Source organism: Candidatus Deferrimicrobiaceae bacterium, from assembly GCA_036504035.1.
Lineage (GTDB): Bacteria > Desulfobacterota > Deferrimicrobia > Deferrimicrobiales > Deferrimicrobiaceae > JANXPS01.
Genome location: DASXVV010000004.1, coordinates 19,712 through 38,627 on the forward strand (window position 1 = coordinate 19,712; position 18,916 = coordinate 38,627).

Genomic DNA, 18,916 nt, shown 5'->3' on the forward strand with positions numbered 1-18,916 from the left:
ACCAGAACGACAACAAGGGAGCAGACGATGATGCCACGCTCGTCGCACCGGCTCGCCCTCGCGCTTTTCCTCCTCATGATCGTCGCATCCCGGGGTGTTCTTGCCGGCGGAACTTCCCCCTTGTCCCCGGCGGAGTGGCAGGACGGGAAGAAGGCGCTGTACGTCGCCCTTCTCAAAGGGAAAATAAACGATGTCCTGATCGTTCCCTTCCAGCCGGAGGAGAACGGGATCGACCTGCCGGGCCGGGCGCTCATGACGAGATACCTGGACGACCGGCTGCGACGGACGACCGGCTTCCGGATCCCCGACCCGACGCTGGTGGCTAGGGCGCTTGGCGAAAACGCCAGGACGTTTCCCGACGTGGAGGTTTACAGGCTCGCAAACGATCTGGGCATCCGGTTCCTCATTCGGGGCTTCGTCGGGCACAATCTCAAGGAGACAATGTCGGTCAAGCTACTCGTCCAGGAACGGAAGGCGGGAACGCCACTGGCTCCGGAGACGCCGGTCGCTCGCCTCGAGTGGACCGGGCTTTCCTTCTCGGATGAACGGCCGCCGGAGGAGGCATTCCTCGGGCTGATCGACAACGTCGTCGCGAAGTTTCCGATCACGCAGACCCGGAAGTCGGAAACGAAACGGTTCGGGATGGTGGGGCCGATCGCGCTACCCTCGACGATCCCGGAACTGGCGGAAGCGAAGTCCGTTTCTCCCGCAGAGAACGCGTGGCGTCTCCAGGCGCTCGCCCTGCTGTTCCCCGAGGATGCCCCCGAACGGGAACAGCTGTTCGAGCGGTCGCTCGTGGCCCTTGTGTCGGTTGCGCCTGAATCGCCGGATTACCGTCTCCTGAAAAGCCGCGCCCTGTTTTACCTTGCCCGCAGGCCGGCGGCTGTCGCGGCGCTCGGCTTCCCTGAAACCGCGGATGAAACGTATTTTTCCGCCTATCTCGACGCGGACCTCCCGACGGCACGGAAAGCGATGGAAAGAATCGGTTCACCGCTGGCAAGGGTCATGGCGGAGATCGAGGTGAACGACCTCGACTGGGCATTCGACCAAAATCTTCCCGAACGAGCTCGATACCCGGCGCTCACGAAGGAGATTCCGGCCTGGGAAATGGTCATGACCTGCCGCCTCCTGGAAAGGGACGGATGGACGGTGCCGTCGAACCTGCTCGTGAAGGACCGGATGGACCAGGAGTTTCCCGCACCCGGCGCGAAGGCGAAGGAGCTTGCGGCCGGGATGCTGATCCTCGCCGAATCTCCGGGCAAGGGGGAGGACGTGCTGCTGTCCGCCCATCGTCATTACCGGAAAGTCATGGAACTGGAAGGAAAGCAGCTGTATTCCGGGGACGATTCGGCGAGTCCTTCCCGGCGCGACGCCCTTGAACTGCTGACGGCGATCGGGGAGCGGAACGTCGTCAAAGAGATCAATCTGCGGGGGAATATTCAGGCTCTGCCCGAGAAGGCAATCGAGGAACTCGATTTCGTGGACGGCGTGTACAACGGGTATCCGGAGCTTTTGCTGCTTCGGGCGCAATCGGAGAAGCGGATCTCCGAGACACGGCAGCAGGACGGACGATCAAGCCTGCTAGCGGCCGCGAGGGAACATGCCGCCGAGGCGTTTTATCGCTCCGCGGGGCAAACCGGCGTCGCGAGGAGGTCCCAGGAATTTCTCGAGGAGCAGAAAGCGGACATGACCCTTTTGGCAGGCTATGATCGCGATTATCCCAGGCGATGGGACTGGAACTACTCCGGGCCCGGCGACCGCCTTGCACTCCGCAAGGAGGCGTTGACGGGACGCAATGCGTCGTCGCTGCCTGACGGCTCCTACCCGGCGCTGAAGAACGGGGAACTCGGGCTGCTGTACACCCACGCCGGGTTTTCCTGGTTCACCTGGCTCGTCGAGAATCTGCCTGCGAACCCCGCGAGCCGGAGCGCGGTCGACGCGTTCGTCGCGGCGAACGGCCGCCGGTTTGCCGGCCATCGGGGCCAGGCTTCTTTCCGGGCGAAACGGGACCTGGGGAAGGGCGAGCCGCAGGCTGCCGTCCGGATCTACAAGGAGGCGATCGATGCGTCTCCGAGGGTCTGGCAACCCTATGCCGACTTCGGGAAAATGCTGATGGCGGGAGGGGAGGTCGACAACGCCTTCGAACTGTACCGGTCGTATCCGCTATTCGGAGACACTGGGAACGATCCCGGGCCAAACAAGGTCGGGCTTTCCAACCAGGCCTGCGAAGTGGGTCAGGAATTCTTCTGGGCCGGATACCCCGACAAGGCGATCCCGTTCTTCAAGGCCTCGGCCGGCTACAAGACCGGCTCGGGCGCCGGCATGGTTGCGGCCGCCCGGGTTGCCACCATCGAAATGGATTTTCCGCGGGCGGCGGCTTACGCCCTCGAGTCCTTCAAGCGATACAACAACGCGTATTCGTTGCGTGACTACCTGGGACTGCTCCACCTGTTCGGATACGGGAAACAGGTCTGGCCTCTGTTCGATACGGTCGTATCCAAGGGGTTGAATCCGCCGGTCTGGTACTCCGCATTCATCGGCCACCGGCTCGATGGGAGTCGCGACGACGAAATCCTGACTTGGTACGGTCGGCCCGAAATCCGCAACGTCGAGGGAAACGGGATCGGATCCCCCATGATGCTCGAACTGTTCGTCGACCGTCCGGTCGACGAACAACTTGTCGCGAAGATTCGCGAGGCGGAAGTGAATCGTCCCGCCACCGGGGTGGAAGATCGCTACGTCGCCGAGGCTCCGGGCCGCGTCTCGGACCTGGCCGGAATCTACTGGCGTGTGAAGAGCGGCAACGTGGGCGACGTGATGCCCGCCGCGCGATCGATCGAATTCATGCAGCGGCAACCCGACCTGATCGGGCCCATCCTGCCTTATATGGTGTGGGGCAGCGTGAAGAGCGGGATCGGCCCGTCGTATGCCCAGTTCGCCGAGAGGTACCGGGAAAAGTCGCCCTTCGACTACGAGCTGGCAAAAGCCGCGATCGCGGCCGGAACCGGAAACCACGATGAGGCAGTGCGTCGCCTGAAGGCGGCCAGCTTCCGTATTCCCCGGGAGGCGCAGCCGATCCCTCCCTGGTACCGTCTCGTCGAGTGGGCGGAATGGTTCTATGCCGACAGCAAGCGGCCCGAGTATCGGGAACTCGCACTCGACTGGGCGAAGCGGCACCAGCGGATCCAGCCGATGTATGCGTGGGCCTACGCCGTGGAGGCCCGGTATGCGGAGGAAGGGCCCGCTCGCACGAGGGCGCTGGCGATGGCGTTGCACCTGGATCGGCGATCGGAGCGGATCACGGCCATTCCGGAAGCCGAGAAGGAGAAGGCGCGGGAGTGGCTAAAGGCGAACAACCCCTTCAAGATGCCTTCCGCGAAGTCGGGGCAGGGGCTATAGGGGGCGGTATCCCTTGAACCCCTTCCCTATCAGGTAGAGCTCGAACGATTCCTTGCGGGTGGCCTCTGGGCGGATGCGGCGCACCTTGTCGAAGTGGGGTTGCAGCTCCTTGAAGACGAGGTCGGACTCGTTGCCCGTGAAGATCTTGGCAAGGAAGGCGCCGCCCGGCTTGAGCGTCTCCCTGGCGAATCCGAAGATGATGCGGACGAGGTCGGCCGAGCGCGCCTGGTCGGTGAAGGCGCTTCCGGTCGTGTTGGGCGCGGCGTCGGAGAGCACGAGGTCGGCCTTGCGGCCCAGGAACCCGATCACCTCGGCGGGGAGGGCGGGCTCCTCGAGCGACTGGTGGTAGAAGCGGAAGTTGTCGCCGCCCAGCGGGTCCATCGCCAGAATGTCGACCGCCGCGACCTTGCCCTTGGCGCCGACCATCTGCAGCAGGAGCTGGCTCCAGCCGCCGGGCGCCGCCCCCGCGTCGACGACGAGGTCGCCGGGCTTCACGATCTTTTCGGCCACGACGATCTGCTGCAGCTTGTAGGCCGCCCGCGACCGGTACCCTTCCTGCTTGGCCTTGAGGTAGTAGCTGTCCTTGCGCTTGTACATGGTCGTCATGATAACGCAACCGGGGCGCGAAGTTGACAGCCGGAGGCCTAAGACGCTAGATTCAAATTACCCATGGCGCGCGCAATCACCGATATCGACGACGTTTTCCATCACATCAGCGCCGACCTCAAGAAGGTCGAGAAGGCGCTCGTCGCCTTCCTGAAGTCTCCCGTCCCCATCATCCCGGTCGTCGGGAAGCACATCACGCTGTCCGGCGGTAAGCGTTTCCGGCCGGCGTCGCTGCTGCTGGTGGCGGAGGCGTGCGGCTACAAGGGGCCCCGGCGCACCGTCCTGTCGGTCGTCACCGAGTACATGCACACCGCAACGCTGCTGCACGACGACGTCGTCGACGGCGGCACCGTCCGGCGCGGGAAGCCGTCGGCCAACGTGGTATACGGCAATTCCGTCAGCGTCCTCGTGGGCGACTTCCTCTTCGCCCGCGCCTCGCAGCTCATGACCGAGGACGGCGACCTCGACGTTCTCGGCATCTACGCCCGCACGCTGGTGTCGCTCACCGAGGGCGAGGTGCTCCAGCTCATGAAATCGAAAGATCCCGCCATCTCCGAGAAAGACTACCTGCGCGTCGTCTTCCACAAGACGGCCTCGCTCATCGCCGCCGCTACCGAGACGGGCGCCGTGCTCGCGGGCGCCGACGCCGCGCTTCGCCGGAAGATGTTCGAGTACGGCTCATCGGTCGGCATCGCCTTCCAGCTCATGGACGACATCCTCGACTACACCGGCACCGAGAAGGATCTTGGCAAGAGGCCGTACGCCGACCTGCGCGAAGGGAAGGTCACGCTGCCGCTGATCCAGGCGCTTCGCGTGGCGTCCGACAGCGATCGCGCGCATGCGGCTGCAATCTTGTCGGGCCGGTCGGTGGGCGAAGGGGACATCCGCTCCCTGGCCGACCTGGTCGCCGCGAACGGCGGCATCGAATACACCGAAAAGTTGGCGCGCCAGTACGTCGCGCGCGGTAAGCGTCAGCTCGCCGGCCTCCCCGACTCGCCCGCCCGCACCGCACTCGAAGTCCTCTCCGACTACATCGTCTCCCGCACGAATTAATCTGCTCGGGGCATAGGCCCCCGTCCGTGGACGCTCCGGGGCCGCTACGCGCCGGGGGGCGAAACCGCGCGCGGATGATGGAAACGCGCGACGAATAAGCCATAATGGCGGTATGAACAACGGGAACGGGCATGCCCGCGGGGGCGCGACGTGGACGGTGCCGGCGGATGTCGCGCCGGGCGCGACGCTGCTCGACGCGCTGCGCGACGAGGGAATCGTCGTGCCCGCCGATTGCGGCGGGGTCGGCACGTGCGGGCTCTGTGCGGTCCGGGTAGTCCCCGCGTCGGAGCCGTCGGCTGCCGACTTGGACCATATCGATTCGCCCCGGATCGCGCAGGGGTGGCGATTGGCATGCGGCGTGGCCGCGCGGCCCGGGATGGTTGCGCATCTGCCGGAGGATGCGACCCGGGTCCCGGCTTCCGCCCGCGAAAAGAAGGGGCGTCGTTCCTCCGGCGAAAGGGCCGATTCCCCGGCGGCGGCCCCTCCCGCCCCGAAGAGGAGCGGCATCGCCCTCGCCGTCGACCTGGGTACGACGACGGTCGCCGCGGCGCTCGTGTCGCTTCCGGGCGGCGAGATTCTGGCGGAAGCCTCCGCACCCAATACGCAAAGGCCATACGGCGGCGACGTCGTCTCCCGGATCGAATACGGGTCGCGCGGGCCGGCCGAGCTTGGCCGACTGCGCGACGCCGCGGTCGAAAGCCTCCGCGCCGCGGCCGCGGCCGCCTGCCGCGCGGCCGGCGTGCGGCAGACGCAGATCGACGGCGGCGCGATCGCCTGCAATCCCACGATGGCGCACCTGCTCCTGGGAGCGAACCCTGCGCCGCTTGGCCGCGCGCCGTTCCGGCTGGCCGTCGAGGGGACGCTCATCCTCGCCGGTAAGCGGATCGGTTTCCCCGGCGCCCCCGACGCGCTCGTGACGCTCCTGCCCGCGGTCTCCGCGACGCTGGGCGGAGACGCCGTCGGCGGCGCCGTCGCGCTCGGATTCGACCGGGTGGGCCACGACCCTCGCCTGCTCGTCGACGTCGGCACCAACACCGAGATCGTGCTGGCGATCCCGGGGCGAAAGCGGGTCCTTGCCGCTTCGGCCGCGTCGGGTGGCGCCTTCGAGGGCGCCGCGATCGCCTGCGGCATGCGGGCCGAGGCCGGTGCGGTGACTGCCGCCGGCTGGTCGGGCGACGACCTGACATTGACGGTCGTTGGCGGCGGTGCGGCGCGCGGGATTTCCGGCTCCGGACTGCTCGACCTGGTCGCCCTGCTGCTCCGGTTCGGGATCGTCGACCCGTCGGGCCGCCTGCTCGGCCGCGACGCGCTGTTCGGCTCGGCGCCGCCCGCGCTCCTGGGCCGCCTTCTTCCCGGGCGGGACGGCGACATCCGGTTCCTCGTGTCGCGTGCACCCGGCCGCACGGTCACCCTCTCGTCCGCCGACCTCCGGCAGCTCCAGCTCGCGAAGGGGGCGGTCCGCGCGGCGCTCGACCTTATGCTGGAAGAAGCGGGAATTTCCCCGCGCGACGTCGCCGAGGTCGCGGTCGCGGGAGCCTTCGGCGCGGGCATCGCGGAGGAGAGCGCGGTCGCGACGGGGCTGTTCCCGGAAGATTTTCGGGGGAAGTTTACGCAAGGCGGGAACGCCTCGCTCCGGGCCGCGGTCGAGACGCTGCGCGACGGGCGGTTCGCCGGACGCGTCGACGCCTTCGCCCGACGGATCCGTCCGCTGTCGCTGCCCGACCTGCCGGAATTTCCCGCCCGTTTCCTGGCCGCGATGGAATTTGCGCGCGATTCTCAAGTTTTTCCGCCCTTCCGCCGATAAGTCCCTTGTTCTGATGTATCATTCGTCGCAGTACGCCCAAGGAGGAAAGACTAGATGAAGAAGGGTAACAACAGCGGTTTCACTTTGGTCGAAGTCGTGGTCGTCGTCGCGGTCATCGCCATCCTGGCCGCGGTCCTCACGCCGTACATCACGAAATACATCGACGATTCCAAGATCGCCAAGGCCAAGAACGAGGTGCAGGTCATCTCGGCTTCGCTCGCCAACCTCTACAAGGATACGGGTCGATGGCCGACCTCGCAGGCGGCGCCGAATGCGGCCTACCTCGCCTGGACCACGACCGCGCCGACCACCTTCCCTGGCATGCTGACGGGTGCCTGGGCCACCGCCGCCAACACCGGAAATCTCGCGAATCACCTGGTGACGAACGGCCCCCCGGTGAACTACCCGGCAACCGGCGACATGATGTGGAGGGGACCTTACGCCACGACCATTCCCCTCGACCCGTGGGGCCATCCTTACCTCGTTTATGTACCGGCGGCGGGTGCCGTCAATCCTCCGCCCCCGATCTGGGTGCTTTCCGCAGGTCCCAACGGCATCGTCAACAATGCAGCCAACGCCCCGGCGCTGGTCAATGCCGCGAACAACGACGACATCGGGATCCGAATCCGATAAGGACCTGCAGTTGATCTTTGCGAAACCCGAAATAGCCGGAGACGCAGCCCGCGCCTTCGGCTATTTCCATTTCATGCCTTCCGGAGGCGTCCGTGGCTGATCCCGCCCCGGCCGCCAAGCCGTCCGGCGGGGCCGCGCCCCGCAAGTTCCTCGGCGAGCGGCTCATCGACGCGGGCCTGCTCACGCAGGACCAGCTCGAGCTGGGGCTGCGCGAGCAGAAGCGCACCGGCGACCGGATCGGCGAGATCCTCATCAACCTGGGGTTCGTCACCCAGGAGCTGATCTCGTCGGTGCTCGCCTCCGAGGCGGGCGTCACCTTCGTTGCGCTCGACAACTACCTCATCGAGCCCAAGGCGCTCAAGTGCGTGCCCGAGGCGATGGCGCGCCGCTTCAAGATCGTCCCCATCCTGCTCGAGCCGCCCAAGCTGACGATCGCCATGGCCAACGTCTTCGACGTCCTCGCGATCGACGAGGTGCAGCGCGCGACCGGATTCGTGGTCGACGTCGTGTCCACGACCGAGTCGAACATCCTTTCCGCCATCGAGCAGTACTACGTCGGCGGGGGCTCGCTCGAAGAGATCATCCAGAAGTCGGTCCGGCAGGTCGAGGCGGGCCGCGTCTCCGAGTCCGACCTGGCCGCGGGCGCCCCGATCATCCGGCTGGTCGACCAGCTCTTCCTCACCGCGGTGCAGGAAGGCGGCACCGACATCCATTTCGAGCCCGAGGAGCGCGTCTTCCGCATCCGCTTCCGCGTCGACGGCAAGCTGCGCCCGGGTCCCTCGCTTCCCAAGGAGTTGCAGCCCGCGGTCACGGCGCGCGTGAAGATCCTTTCCGGACTCAACATCGCCGAGACGCGGCTCCCGCAGGACGGCAAGATCAACTTCTACGTCGGCAAGCGCAAGATCGACCTGCGCGTCTCGACGCTGCCGACCGTCCACGGCGAGAACATGGTGCTGCGCGTCCTCGACAAGAGCAAGGTCGTCATCGGCCTCGAGTCGCTCGGCTTCTCCGAGCGCAACAACGCCGTCTTCCGCACGGCGCTCGACAGCCGCAACGGCATCATCCTGGTATGCGGACCCACCGGCTCGGGCAAGACGACGACGCTTTACTCGGCGCTCTCCTACATCAACGGTCTCGACCGCAGCATCATCACGCTCGAGGACCCGGTCGAGTACGAGCTGCCGATCATCCGCCAGTGCCAGATCAACCTGAAGGCGGGGCTCACCTTTGCGGCGGGGCTGCGCTCGATCCTGCGGCATGACCCCGACGTCATCCTGGTCGGCGAGATGCGCGACGGCGAGACGGCCGAGCTGGCGATCCGCTCTGCGCTGACCGGCCACCTCGTGTTTTCGACGCTGCACACCAACGACGCCTCGGGCGCCATCCCGCGCCTCGTCAACATGGGCCAGGAACCGTTCCTCGTCGCTTCGTCGCTGCGCGCGGTCATCGGGCAGCTGCTGATGCGGACCACCTGCTCGCAGTGCCGCGTCCCCTATGTCCCGACGGCCGAGGCGATCGAGCGGGCGCAGCTTTCCTCCGAGGAGCTCGCCTCCGCTGCATTCCTCACCGGCGAGGGGTGCGAGGTGTGCGGGAAGACGGGCTACAAGGGGCGCGTGGGCATCCACGAGATCCTCGAGATCTCGCCCGAGATTACGCGGATCGTCATGCAGCGGTGCAACAGCGCCGAGATCCAGGACATCGCCGTGGCCGAGGGAATGATCACCATGCGGCGCGACGCCGTCGCGAAGGCGCTCGCCGGCAAGACCACGCTCGAAGAAGCGTTGAGGACGTCGTAGGCCATGCCGAGATACGCATACGAGGCGGTCGACGACTACGGCAAGCGGGTGCAGGGCGCGCTCATGGCGGCCGACGAGAATGCGCTCCGGAACGCGCTCGCAGGGATGTCCCTTTACCTCGTCAAGGCGACCGAGCGGGCGGGCGGGGGCGCGTCGAGCCTGTTCCGGAAAAAGATCAAGCGCGACGACCTCATCCAGTTCACCTTCCACTTCAAGACGCTGATCGGCGCGGGCATCCCGCTGGTCTCGGCGCTGGGCGACCTCGCCGAGCAGACCGAGAACCCCGAGCTTCGCGACGTGCTCCAGGACATCCGGCGCAACCTGCAGTCGGGCGCCACACTGTCCGACTCGTTCGCGCTCCATCCCAATGTGTTTCCCGAGATCTTCGGCAACATCCTCCGGGCGGGCGAGACGACCGGGAACCTCGACTCGGTGCTCGACGACCTCACCAAGTTCCTCACCTGGCAGGAGGAGCTCTCGGGCACGATCAAGCAGGCGACCTATTACCCGGCCACGCTTCTTTCCGCCGTCGGGATGCTCATCTTCGTCCTCTTCTCGTTCGTCTTCCCGCGCTTCCTGATGATCTTCAAGGGGGCCAACATCGAGCTGCCCGCGCCCACCCGGGTCGTCATCGCGATCAGCGTCTTCTTCCGCGACTACGGCGTCTTCCTGGTCGTGGGCGTCGTCGCCGTCATCTTCGCCTACCGCTTCTACCGGAAGACCGAGAAGGGGCGTCTCGTCACCGATCGATGGAAGCTCAAGATGCCGCTGATGGGGCACGTGATCCGCGCCATCGAGATCAGCCAGTTCTGCCATTACCTCGCGTCGCTCTTCCGCGCGGGCGTCGAGATGACGCATGCCCTCTGGATCGTCGAGAAGCTGGTCGGCAACAAGGTCATCGCCCAGGTCATCCACGAAGCGCGCGAAGATCTCATGGCGGGCGGCAGCCTCTCGGCCTCGCTGCGCAAGTCGGGCGAGTTCCCGCCGATGGTGCTTCGCATGGTGTCCGCCGGGGAGAGCACGGGAAACCTCGACGGCTGCCTCGAGAACGTCTCCGAGTTCTACGACCGCGAAGTGCCCAAGCTGCTCAAGAAGACGTTCGCGGTGATGGAGCCGCTCATCATCCTCGTGCTGGCCGTCGTCGTCCTGGGCGCCGCCCTCGCCTTTTTCCTGGCGCTCTACAAGATGGTCGGGTCGCTGTCGAAATGACGATGCGGGAAGGGACCGCCATGAGCAAATCCCGGGCGGGATTCACGCTCGTCGAGATCGTCGTCGTGATCGCGGTCATCTCGATCCTGGCCTCGATGGCGGTGCCGTTCGCGGCGAAGATGATCGATTCCGCGCGGGAGGAGAGCACGAGGAAGCGGATGCTCGACATCGACAAGGCGATCCTGGGAGACCCCGCGACGGGGACGTTCGGTTTCGTCGGCGATATGGGCCGGCTGCCCAACGGCGCCAACCCCGTCCAACAGCTCGGTTCGGGGACGGGGATGCCCGGCACTTCGAACGGCCAGCTCGGCGTCCGGTACGGCTACAACGGGCCCTACATCAACTCGGGCTTCAGCGCGGCGAGCTACTACACCGACGCCTGGGGCCGGAACTTCGACTACAACTTCCCGAACGTCGGCCAGATCCGCAGCCGCGGGGCCGATGGCGTGGCGGGAACCGCGCCGAACTTCGGCGACGACATCATCTACCCCCCCAACCAGGTCAACATCAACGGCCGCCTGACGGTCAACGTCTACGTCTGGGACAACACGCAGTTCGTCCCCAACCCGACGCTCACGACCTATCCGGGCACGACGGGGTGGGTCCGCGTCTATTTCTCCAACAACGGCGTACAGTCCGCGATGCCGCTCTCGCTCTCGCCCACGCTCGCCGCGCCCCCGTTCGTGTTCACCGTCCCGGCGGGCGCCCACGCGGTCCTGGGAAGCATCACCCTCCCGGCGAAACCTGCGGCCACCGGACAGGCGGTCGCGGCCGTGCCGTCCAACAACCAGCAGACCGTGCTGAACCTCTACCTGCGGTGACCCGATGATCCCGACGATAATCCCGACCAAGGGACGCATGCTGTCGATCGAGTTCGGCGCCCGGGAGATCCGGGTGGTCGAGTTCGTCCCCAACACCCGGCCGGTCCAGGTGACCAACGTCGCGGCCACCGAAAGGCCCAGCGGCGAACCTAACGTCATCGGGAAGTTCCTCAAGGAATTCCTCGAGTCGAAGGGCTTCGTCGCGAAGCGGGTGCTCATCAGCTATTCCGGTCCCGTCATCGAGCACCGCATCTACGCGATCCCCCCGGTGGCTCCCGAGAGCCGCGAGGAGCTGCTGCGCGGGAAGGTGGCCCAGGAGGTCAGCACGCCGGTCGGCGAGCTTCGCGTTGCCGGCGAATTCCTCGGCAAGGTGGTCGAGCAGGGCGTCGAGCGGCACGAGATCCTGACCGCCTTCGTCCCCGAGTTCGAGGTCAAGCGGCTGATCTACATGCTGGTCGAGGCGGGCGTCTCGCCGGCCCGCGTGGCGACCGTCCCGCTCGCGCTCGCGGCGCTGCATCCCTCCGAGGCGAAGGACAACCTCGCCGGGTTCCTGCACGCCGAGAGCAACCATTGCACCATCGGCGTCTCCAACGCGGGAAAGCTGCGCTTCGCGCGCGAGTTCCCCGTCGAGATGCCGACCGGGGGGGGGAGCGCGCCGCCTCCTCCCGAGATGCCCGAATACGGAAACCTCGACCTCGGGGGCGATTCCCCCGTGGCGGCGACCCCCTCGATCCAGGAGGTGCCCACCCTTGCCGAGACGCCCGAGGACGAGGCGATCGCCGAGCGACTCGTCACCGAACTGACCCGGTCGCTGCTCTATTACCGCCAGCTCTCGCGCGGCGGCGCGATCACGAAACTCTACTGGAGCGGCATCCCGCCCACGCCGACGATCGAGCGGCTGATCGGCGAGCGGCTCAAGTTCAAGATCGAGCCGCACCCGGCCGGGAACGCCTCGACCGGCCTCGACCGGTTCGAGGCCTCGCCCGCCGAGTTCGGCGTTCCCGTCGGCCTGGCGGTCGCCATGCAGTCGGCCGAGCAGATCAACCTGCTGCCCGAGGAATACCTGCGCCGGCGGAAGCGGCGCAAGAGTTACGCGGCGCTCGTGGTGGCCGGGGTGCTGTTCCTCGCCGCCAACGTGGGCCTCTTCATGGGGTTCCGCAACGCGCAGAACCGATACCGGGCCATCCTCTCCGATTCCGATGCGGGCCAGGCGCGCAATGCCGGGATGGAAGCGGACTATATCCGCTGGTCCGCGCTGCGCGGGACGATCCACGAGATCGCGAAGGCCGAGAAAACGCTTGCGACGCCGTTCACCCGCTGGAACGGGCTGTTTGCGTCGCTCGGCGCGGCCGCCCCGAAAGAGGTGACCTTCACGCAGATGTCGCTCGACCGGTTCGAGGGCGGATACAAGGGGACGCTGCACGGGCTCTCGCGCGGGAAGGATCCGGCCCAGGTCCAGGAGCGGCTCGGCGTGTTTCTCCACGGTCTGGAAGGGCGTGCCCCGATGCTCGGGATGACGTACGCGCCGGTCGAGATCCGGCCGGTCCGCAAGGAAGAGGGGCGGGGGTACGAGCAGGAATTTCTCGTCACCTTCACGCTCGTGCGAGAGGATTAGGGCGATGAAGCTGCTCGACGGGCTGAAGAAAAAGGAGATCGGCTACCTGCTGTTGGGGCTGGCGGCGGCCTGCATCATCGCCTGGGTCCTCGTGTACGCGCCCGCGATCCGGGAACTCAAGCGGCTAAAGGCCGAGGTGGCCGTCCGGCAGGATGCGATGGCCGAGTCGATGCGGCAATGGTCCGACATGCGCCGCTCGAAGGGGGGCGAGACGCAAGGGTGGGAAGCGTCCGTCCGGCGCTGGGACGAGCGGGTACCCGGCACCCCGATGGCCGACGCGCTGATGGCCGAGATCAGCGCGCAGGCGGTGCGGCACGGGCTGACCGTGTTCCGGCTGACGCTGCCGGCCGAGGGCGCGGAAGAGAACGCCATGGCCGGCGTGCCGGCGGGCGGCGACCCGGCGCAGGACAACGTCGACCGGCCGGTCGAGCAGAAATACGAGATCGTTTTCCGCTCCTCCTACCGGGATCTCGCCGGTTTCCTGGACGAGCTGCCCCACCTTCGGCGGCTGATCACGCTTCGCGCGCTCCAGGTCCGGGAGGACGAAGGGGCGATGGAATCGAAGTTGTCGATCTCGGCCTGGCATCGAGGCAAACCTTGAAGCCGATCCGGGAGCTGATGCAGGACAAGCGGGTGGCCGCCGGGCTAGCGGGCCTCGCGCTCCTGTTCGTGGCTTATCGGTTCTCGACGACGGGGAAGCGCCCGGCCGTGCCCGCCGTGGCCGACAACGGGGCGACCGCCGCCGCGGCCTCCCCCGCTCCCGGGGACAACGCGGCCAGTCCGAACGGCGCCTATGCTCCGCCCACTGCCGACAACACGGCGGCATCCGTCCCTCGGGGCGACGTGGCCTGGAACTGGGAGCGGAACCCGTTCATCGGCCCTCCGAAAAAAGGGAGCGGCGCCGGCCCCGAGGCGTTCCCGACAATCGTGATCCCGGGCTTCGGGAAGAATGCACATCCCATCTCCCCCCCGCCGGCCGCGGACCCGGCCATCGCGACACGCACGGAACCCGGGATCGGGAACGCCGAAGGGACGATGCCGGAACTGCGCGGCACCGTGCTCTCCGGGGATCGGAAGATGGCCGTCTTCGGCACGCACCTCGTGCCCGCAGGCGAGCAGGTCGACGGGTGGACGGTCGACCGGGTGACGGCCTACGACGTATCGATCCGCAAGGGGGGCGAGCGTCGCACGCTCGCAGTGTTCAAGCCGGCAAGCGCCAGGGAAGAGGGAGGAAAACCGTGAAGATTCTGCCGATCGCCGGCATCTTGATCGCTTTGGGGGTGGCCGGCTGCGCGAAGCCGCAGACGGTGCGCCGGGAGCCCCCGCCCCGCGTGACGGTCGCGCGGGAGGCCGCGCCCGAGGCGCGCGTCGAGGTTCCCCTTCCCGAGTCGCCGGTGGAAGCGGTCGAATCCGAGAAGGAAGGCCCATCCGATTTCCGCAAGGCATCGCGCCGCTACACGCTGGTGCTCAACGGCACCGAGGCGCGCGAGCTGTTCCTGTCGCTGGCGAAGGAGAACGACCTCAACATCGTCTTGTCGCCCGAGGTGACGGGGACGGTGACGCTCGACATCAAGGAGGCGACCGCCCCCGAAATCATCGAGGAGGCGTGCCTGATACTTGGCTGCCGCGCCGAATTCTCCGGGAAGACCGTCCGCATCCTTCCCGAGAAACGGGTCACGCGGCTGTTCCGGCTCGATTACGTCCTCACCTCCCGCGTGGGCACCGGAATGATCTCGGCGTCGACCTCGACGGGAAGCAGCAGCGGCGGCAGCAGCGGGGGAAGCAGCTCTTCCGGCGGCAGCGGGGGAGGCGGCGGCGAAAGCCAGAGCACGAACAGCATCCAGACCGAAGAGAAGGTCGACTTCTGGGGCGGCCTATCTGAGGAGCTGACGACGCTCCTGTCGGGCGGCGATGCGAAGGTCGTCGTGAACCGCGCGGCCGGCACCGTGATGGTGAGCGACTTTCCGGCCAACATAGAACGGATCGGGAGCTACCTCAACGTGCTCGAGTCGCGTTCCCGCACGGGAGTCATGATCGAGGCGAAAATCCTCGAGGTGACGCTCGACGACAAGACGCAGTACGGCATCGACTGGTCGGCGGCGCCCGGGCTCGACCGCGTAAACCTCGCAGGCTCGCTGGGCGGCGGGAACGTGTTCAGCCAGTCGCTATCGACGCTCGCGTCCGGAACCCAGCCCACCTTCCAGTTCGGGATCGCGGGGAGCCGCTTCACGGCCATGCTCAACGCGATGGCGTCATCGGGGCAGCTCAACGTGCTGTCGACGCCGAAGATCTCGACGCTCAACAACCAGAAGGCGATCATCCGGATCGGCCGCCAGGACGTCTTCTTCCGTGCGACCGTCACGCCGGCGACCACGACGTCGGCTGCGGTCATCACCTACAATCCCGATACGATCACCGAGGGAATCATCCTCAGCGTGACGCCGCAGATCGGCCGGGGCGGCAACGTGATGCTCTCGATCCACCCGTCGATCACGGCCAAGGTGGGCGAGGCGAAGGCGCCCGACGGCAACACGGCGCCCGTCGTCGACGTGCGCGAGACCAACACCCTGGTCAACGTGGCCGACGGCCAGAGCGTCTTCATCGGGGGGCTGATGCAGGAGACGACGCAGGAGGTCGTCACCTCGGTCCCGCTGCTGGGCGACATCCCGTGGATGGGCGCGCTTTTCCGGAACACGAGCCACAGCAAGAAGAAGACGGAGCTGGTCATCCTGATCACGCCGCACGTGGTCCCGCCGGCCGATATGGCCGCCACCGGCCGGAAGGAGCTCGAGTCGATCCGGCACCACGATCGCGGGTACCACGTCGGGGGCAAGCCCTGGATCTACGGGACCGGGGGCGAGCTGCTCGGAATCTCCCCCTGGGAAGAGTAGGCCGAATCCGATGTACGAGAGCGCGTTCGGGCTGACCGAAAAACCGTTTTCCCTGACGCCCGACCCGGACTACCTGTTCCTGTCCGAGAGCCACCAGCAGGCGCTCGACCACCTGCTGTTCGGGCTCGAAAGCGGCGACGGCTTCATCGTGGTCACGGGCGAGGTGGGCGTCGGAAAGACGACCGTCTGCCGGGCGCTGCTCCGGCGGCTGTCCGACCGGTACGTCACGTCGATCGTCCTCAACCCGATGCTGACCGAGAAGGAGCTGATCCGCGGCATCCTCGAGGATTTCGGGGCCGAATGCGGCGGCGGGGGGACGAAGAAAGACCATCTCGACGCGCTCGACCGGTTCCTGCTGGCGTCGGCCGAGGCGGGAAAGCGGCCGGTGCTGATCATCGACGAGGCGCAGGACTTGACGCCCTCGCTGCTCGAGCAGGTGCGGCTCCTTTCCAACCTCGAGACCGAAAAGCGGAAGCTGATCCAGATCGTCCTCATCGGGCAGCGGGAGCTGAAGGAGAAGCTGGCGATGGACGCGTTGAGGCAGCTCGACCAGCGGGTGACCGTCCGGGCGCAGATCCGGCCGCTCGACCGGAAGGCGATGCGGCGCTACGTCGACCACCGGCTTTCCGTGGCGGGCGCCGGCGGGCGGCAGCTGGTGACGGATGGCGCCGAAGGGGCGCTCTTCCGCTGCTCGGGCGGCGTGCCGCGCGTGGTCAACATGCTGTGCGACCGCGCCTTCCTGTCGGCGAGTCTTCGCAACGGGGCGGCGATCGACGCCGCGGACGTGCGCCGCGCCGCCGACTCGGTCTTCGATCGCGGATGGCGGATGCGCCGGATGCTCCGGATGTTCCCGAAGGCGGCGGCCGTGCTGGCCGCGCTTGCCGTCGCCGCGAAGACGGGGAGGGGGGCATGAGCCTCCTCCAGGACGCCCTCCGGAAGCTTCAGAAAGAGGAACGGATCCAGCGCGCGCCCGAGCTTCCGCCGCCGACGCCGCTCGACCCGGCCCCTTCGGCGCTCCCCGCCCCGCCCGCCCTGTCGGGCCGCCGAACGCTTTGGCTCGTGCTCGGCGCCCTGGGCTTGACGCTCGCGGCCGCCAGCGCCGTGCTGGTCGTCGCCCTTCCGTCGAAGAGCACGCTCAAGCCCATGGCACGACGCGAGGCGCCCGTTGTCGTCCCCGCGGCGTCCGCGGTTCCCGCTTCACCTGTCGACAATGCGGCGGCGGCGGCGCAGACGTCCGCCCCGCCCGCTTCCCGGGCGGACAACGTCCCCGTCGCGCCGTTGCCCGAGTCGCCGGCAGCTGCGCCCGAGCCCGAGCCGAAGACGATGGCGAAGGTCCGATCCGCGCGCAATCCGGCCCCGCATCGGGCGGTCCGCGTATCCCCTTCCGGAAAGGGCGCCCGCGGGGAAGCCGCCGCGCCCGCCGCGATGCCCCCCGTCGCGTCAGCTCCGGCCGTGACCGCGAAGGCCCAGGCGGTCCCGTTCGCATCGCCGGCGACCGCGGCCCCTGTCGCGCCGGATGCCGCACCCGCGGCGGCGGTTCGGGAGCGCGTCTCGCCGGCCCCGTCCGTACAGGATCGCGCCTGGACGGTGGCGCGTTTCAACGAAGGGATCGCTGCCCAGCGGCGCGGCGACTGGGCCGGGGCCGAGGCCGCATTTGCCGAAGTCGCGGCGCGCGAGCCGTCGCTGGTCGAGGCCTGGAACGGCACCGGGGTGGCGCGGATGCGCCAGAAGAAGACGGAAGGGGCGAAATCGGCGTTCGCGCGTGCGATTGCACTCGATCCGGCGTATGCGCCCGCCCTGGTCAACGCAGGCCTCCTGTCGATGCAGGCCGAGGGGAAGACCGAGGAGGCCGCGCGCTATTTCTCCCGTGCCGCGGTTGCCGACCCGGCGTCTCCGGCGCCGCGGGTCAACCTGGCGATCGCGCAGATGCGGCTCGGGCAGTTGCCCGAGGCGGCGGAGACGCTTGCCGCGGCCCGACGCCGCTTCCCCGGGAACCCCGACTTGCTCTACAATCTGGGCGCCGTCTACGAGCGGTCGGGCGACCGGCCCCGCGCCGTCGCCGCCTGGAAAGCGTTCCTCAAGGCAGCGGGCGGGCATAGCCCCGCCCTGGAAACGGCGGTCCGGGGACGCCTGGCCGATTGGAACGAACCATCGCACTAGGGCGGCCCGATCGCAGGGGCAGCCAATTTCGGAGAGAGGCATCATGTCGACAAGAGACGAAGCGACTGCAACCATTCTGAACGCGCTGGCAACCGGCCCGATCCCGTCGGCGGTCCCGGCGGATTGCGATTACGCCGAGGAGCTGTCCCGGCTCGTCGCCGCCATTTCCGGGACCCGGCGTGTCATCCTGGCGCTCGGCAGCGGCGATTTTTCCACCCCGGTCGACGGGACCGGGCCGCTCGCCGAGGCGCTGGCTTCCCTCCGGACGTCCATGCTTCGCGTCCTCAGGCAGACGAAGCAGGCCGCGGCCGGCGATTACAGCCAACAGGTCGAGGCCATGGGGGAGTTCTCCCACGTCTTCAACGGGGTGGTCCAGCGGCTCAAGGAAGTGAACGACGAGCTGGTCCACGTCGGGAACCACGATAGCCTGACCGGGCTCTACAACCGGACCTTCTTCGACGCCGAGTACGACCGGATGTCGCGCGGCCGGACGTTCCCTATCAGCTTCATCGTGGCAGACATCAACGGCCTCAAGCTGGCAAACGACCGGCGGGGGAACGCGGTCGGCGACGAGCTGATCACCCGGGCCGGCGAGCTGCTCCGCCGGCAGGTCCGGGCCGACGACGTTCTCGCACGGGTCGGCGGCGACGAGTTCGTCATGCTCCTGCCCCATGCCGACGCGGCGGCGGCCGAGATGATTCTCAATCGGATCCGCACGGCCATGGCAAAGGAGGAGGCGGCCGGCGAGGACCTTCCCGTCTCGCTCTCGCTGGGATCGGGGACCGCGCCGAAGCCCGAGCGGATGGCCGACGCCCTCAAGGAAGCCGACGACCGGATGACGCTCGACAAGGCCGCCCATTACCTGAAATAGAGGGGCGCCCCTCCCGGCCGGGCTTGACGTGCGGGGGGCGTCCGGTCAGAATGGTGGG

15 protein-coding genes are annotated in these 18,916 nt (G+C 67.5%); 14 read left to right on the top strand and 1 reads right to left on the bottom strand.

From position 1 onward, the window contains the following. Positions 1-27 precede the first annotated feature (27 nt). Positions 28-3,399 carry a hypothetical protein gene (locus VGK27_00995; GenBank protein ID HEY3488679.1) on the top strand — a complete coding sequence of 1,124 codons (3,372 nt, stop codon included), beginning with the start codon at positions 28-30 and terminating at the stop codon, positions 3,397-3,399. On the opposite strand, the gene VGK27_01000 is transcribed toward VGK27_00995, so the two are convergent. After that, the gene (locus VGK27_01000; GenBank protein HEY3488680.1) at positions 3,394-4,005 is read right to left on the bottom strand and encodes an RlmE family RNA methyltransferase; all 612 of its coding nucleotides are present in this window, start codon (positions 4,003-4,005) and stop codon (positions 3,394-3,396) included. The two genes, VGK27_00995 and VGK27_01000, sit on opposite strands and share 6 nt — an antisense overlap. A 63-nt stretch (positions 4,006-4,068) precedes the next feature. On the opposite strand from VGK27_01000, the gene VGK27_01005 reads away from it, so the two are divergent. The 13 genes from VGK27_01005 to VGK27_01065 all read left to right on the top strand — a co-directional run bounded on the left by VGK27_01005 (position 4,069) and on the right by VGK27_01065 (position 18,858). Beyond that, positions 4,069-5,058: a polyprenyl synthetase family protein gene (locus VGK27_01005; GenBank protein HEY3488681.1), complete on the top strand. Its 990-nt coding sequence runs from the start codon at positions 4,069-4,071 to the stop codon at positions 5,056-5,058. 112 nt (positions 5,059-5,170) lie between these two features. Then, positions 5,171-6,862, top strand: a complete 1,692-nt coding sequence (locus tag VGK27_01010; protein HEY3488682.1) for an ASKHA domain-containing protein — start codon at positions 5,171-5,173, stop codon at positions 6,860-6,862. Positions 6,863-6,916: 54 nt separating this feature from the next. Continuing rightward, positions 6,917-7,495, top strand: coding sequence for a type II secretion system protein GspG (locus VGK27_01015; protein HEY3488683.1), 579 nt, complete (start codon positions 6,917-6,919; stop codon positions 7,493-7,495). Positions 7,496-7,587: 92 nt separating this feature from the next. After that, positions 7,588-9,291 (top strand): GspE/PulE family protein, encoded by a 1,704-nt coding sequence (locus VGK27_01020; GenBank protein HEY3488684.1) that lies wholly within the window; start codon positions 7,588-7,590, stop codon positions 9,289-9,291. Between the two features lie 3 nt (positions 9,292-9,294). Then, positions 9,295-10,500, top strand: coding sequence for a type II secretion system F family protein (locus VGK27_01025; protein HEY3488685.1), 1,206 nt, complete (start codon positions 9,295-9,297; stop codon positions 10,498-10,500). A 20-nt stretch (positions 10,501-10,520) separates the two neighbouring features. Further along, positions 10,521-11,321, top strand: coding sequence for a prepilin-type N-terminal cleavage/methylation domain-containing protein (locus VGK27_01030; protein HEY3488686.1), 801 nt, complete (start codon positions 10,521-10,523; stop codon positions 11,319-11,321). Between the two features lie 4 nt (positions 11,322-11,325). Next, complete coding sequence (locus VGK27_01035; protein ID HEY3488687.1) at positions 11,326-12,936, top strand: hypothetical protein; 1,611 nt, start codon at positions 11,326-11,328, stop codon at positions 12,934-12,936. 4 nt (positions 12,937-12,940) lie between these two features. Further along, the gene (locus VGK27_01040; GenBank protein ID HEY3488688.1) at positions 12,941-13,537 is read left to right on the top strand and encodes a hypothetical protein; all 597 of its coding nucleotides are present in this window, start codon (positions 12,941-12,943) and stop codon (positions 13,535-13,537) included. After that, positions 13,534-14,178, top strand: a complete 645-nt coding sequence (locus tag VGK27_01045) for a hypothetical protein (GenBank protein ID HEY3488689.1) — start codon at positions 13,534-13,536, stop codon at positions 14,176-14,178. The genes VGK27_01040 and VGK27_01045 overlap by 4 nt, the downstream gene beginning before the upstream one ends. Further along, positions 14,175-15,827 carry a secretin N-terminal domain-containing protein gene (locus VGK27_01050; protein ID HEY3488690.1) on the top strand — a complete coding sequence of 551 codons (1,653 nt, stop codon included), beginning with the start codon at positions 14,175-14,177 and terminating at the stop codon, positions 15,825-15,827. Before VGK27_01045 ends, VGK27_01050 begins: the two co-directional genes overlap by 4 nt. A gap of 10 nt (positions 15,828-15,837) precedes the next feature. Further along, a complete protein-coding gene (locus VGK27_01055) occupies positions 15,838-16,740 on the top strand; it encodes an AAA family ATPase (GenBank protein HEY3488691.1) in 903 nt (300 codons plus the stop codon). After that, positions 16,737-17,987 (top strand): tetratricopeptide repeat protein, encoded by a 1,251-nt coding sequence (locus VGK27_01060; protein ID HEY3488692.1) that lies wholly within the window; start codon positions 16,737-16,739, stop codon positions 17,985-17,987. Before VGK27_01055 ends, VGK27_01060 begins: the two co-directional genes overlap by 4 nt. A gap of 43 nt (positions 17,988-18,030) precedes the next feature. Beyond that, entirely contained in the window at positions 18,031-18,858 is an 828-nt protein-coding gene (locus tag VGK27_01065) for a GGDEF domain-containing protein (protein ID HEY3488693.1), read from the top strand. Positions 18,859-18,916 lie beyond the last annotated feature (58 nt).

What these genes read in the sequence shown, in the direction of transcription:
- VGK27_00995 (HEY3488679.1), top strand. Translation starts at nt 28, where the DNA reads ATGATGCCACGCTCGTCGCACCGGCTCGCCCTCGCGCTTTTCCTCCTC.
- VGK27_01000 (HEY3488680.1), bottom strand. Translation starts at nt 4,005, where the DNA reads ATGACGACCATGTACAAGCGCAAGGACAGCTACTACCTCAAGGCCAAG.
- VGK27_01005 (HEY3488681.1), top strand. Translation starts at nt 4,069, where the DNA reads ATGGCGCGCGCAATCACCGATATCGACGACGTTTTCCATCACATCAGC.
- VGK27_01010 (HEY3488682.1), top strand. Translation starts at nt 5,171, where the DNA reads ATGAACAACGGGAACGGGCATGCCCGCGGGGGCGCGACGTGGACGGTG.
- VGK27_01015 (HEY3488683.1), top strand. Translation starts at nt 6,917, where the DNA reads ATGAAGAAGGGTAACAACAGCGGTTTCACTTTGGTCGAAGTCGTGGTC.
- VGK27_01025 (HEY3488685.1), top strand. Translation starts at nt 9,295, where the DNA reads ATGCCGAGATACGCATACGAGGCGGTCGACGACTACGGCAAGCGGGTG.
- VGK27_01030 (HEY3488686.1), top strand. Translation starts at nt 10,521, where the DNA reads ATGAGCAAATCCCGGGCGGGATTCACGCTCGTCGAGATCGTCGTCGTG.
- VGK27_01035 (HEY3488687.1), top strand. Translation starts at nt 11,326, where the DNA reads ATGATCCCGACGATAATCCCGACCAAGGGACGCATGCTGTCGATCGAG.
- VGK27_01040 (HEY3488688.1), top strand. Translation starts at nt 12,941, where the DNA reads ATGAAGCTGCTCGACGGGCTGAAGAAAAAGGAGATCGGCTACCTGCTG.
- VGK27_01055 (HEY3488691.1), top strand. Translation starts at nt 15,838, where the DNA reads ATGTACGAGAGCGCGTTCGGGCTGACCGAAAAACCGTTTTCCCTGACG.
- VGK27_01060 (HEY3488692.1), top strand. Translation starts at nt 16,737, where the DNA reads ATGAGCCTCCTCCAGGACGCCCTCCGGAAGCTTCAGAAAGAGGAACGG.
- VGK27_01065 (HEY3488693.1), top strand. Translation starts at nt 18,031, where the DNA reads ATGTCGACAAGAGACGAAGCGACTGCAACCATTCTGAACGCGCTGGCA.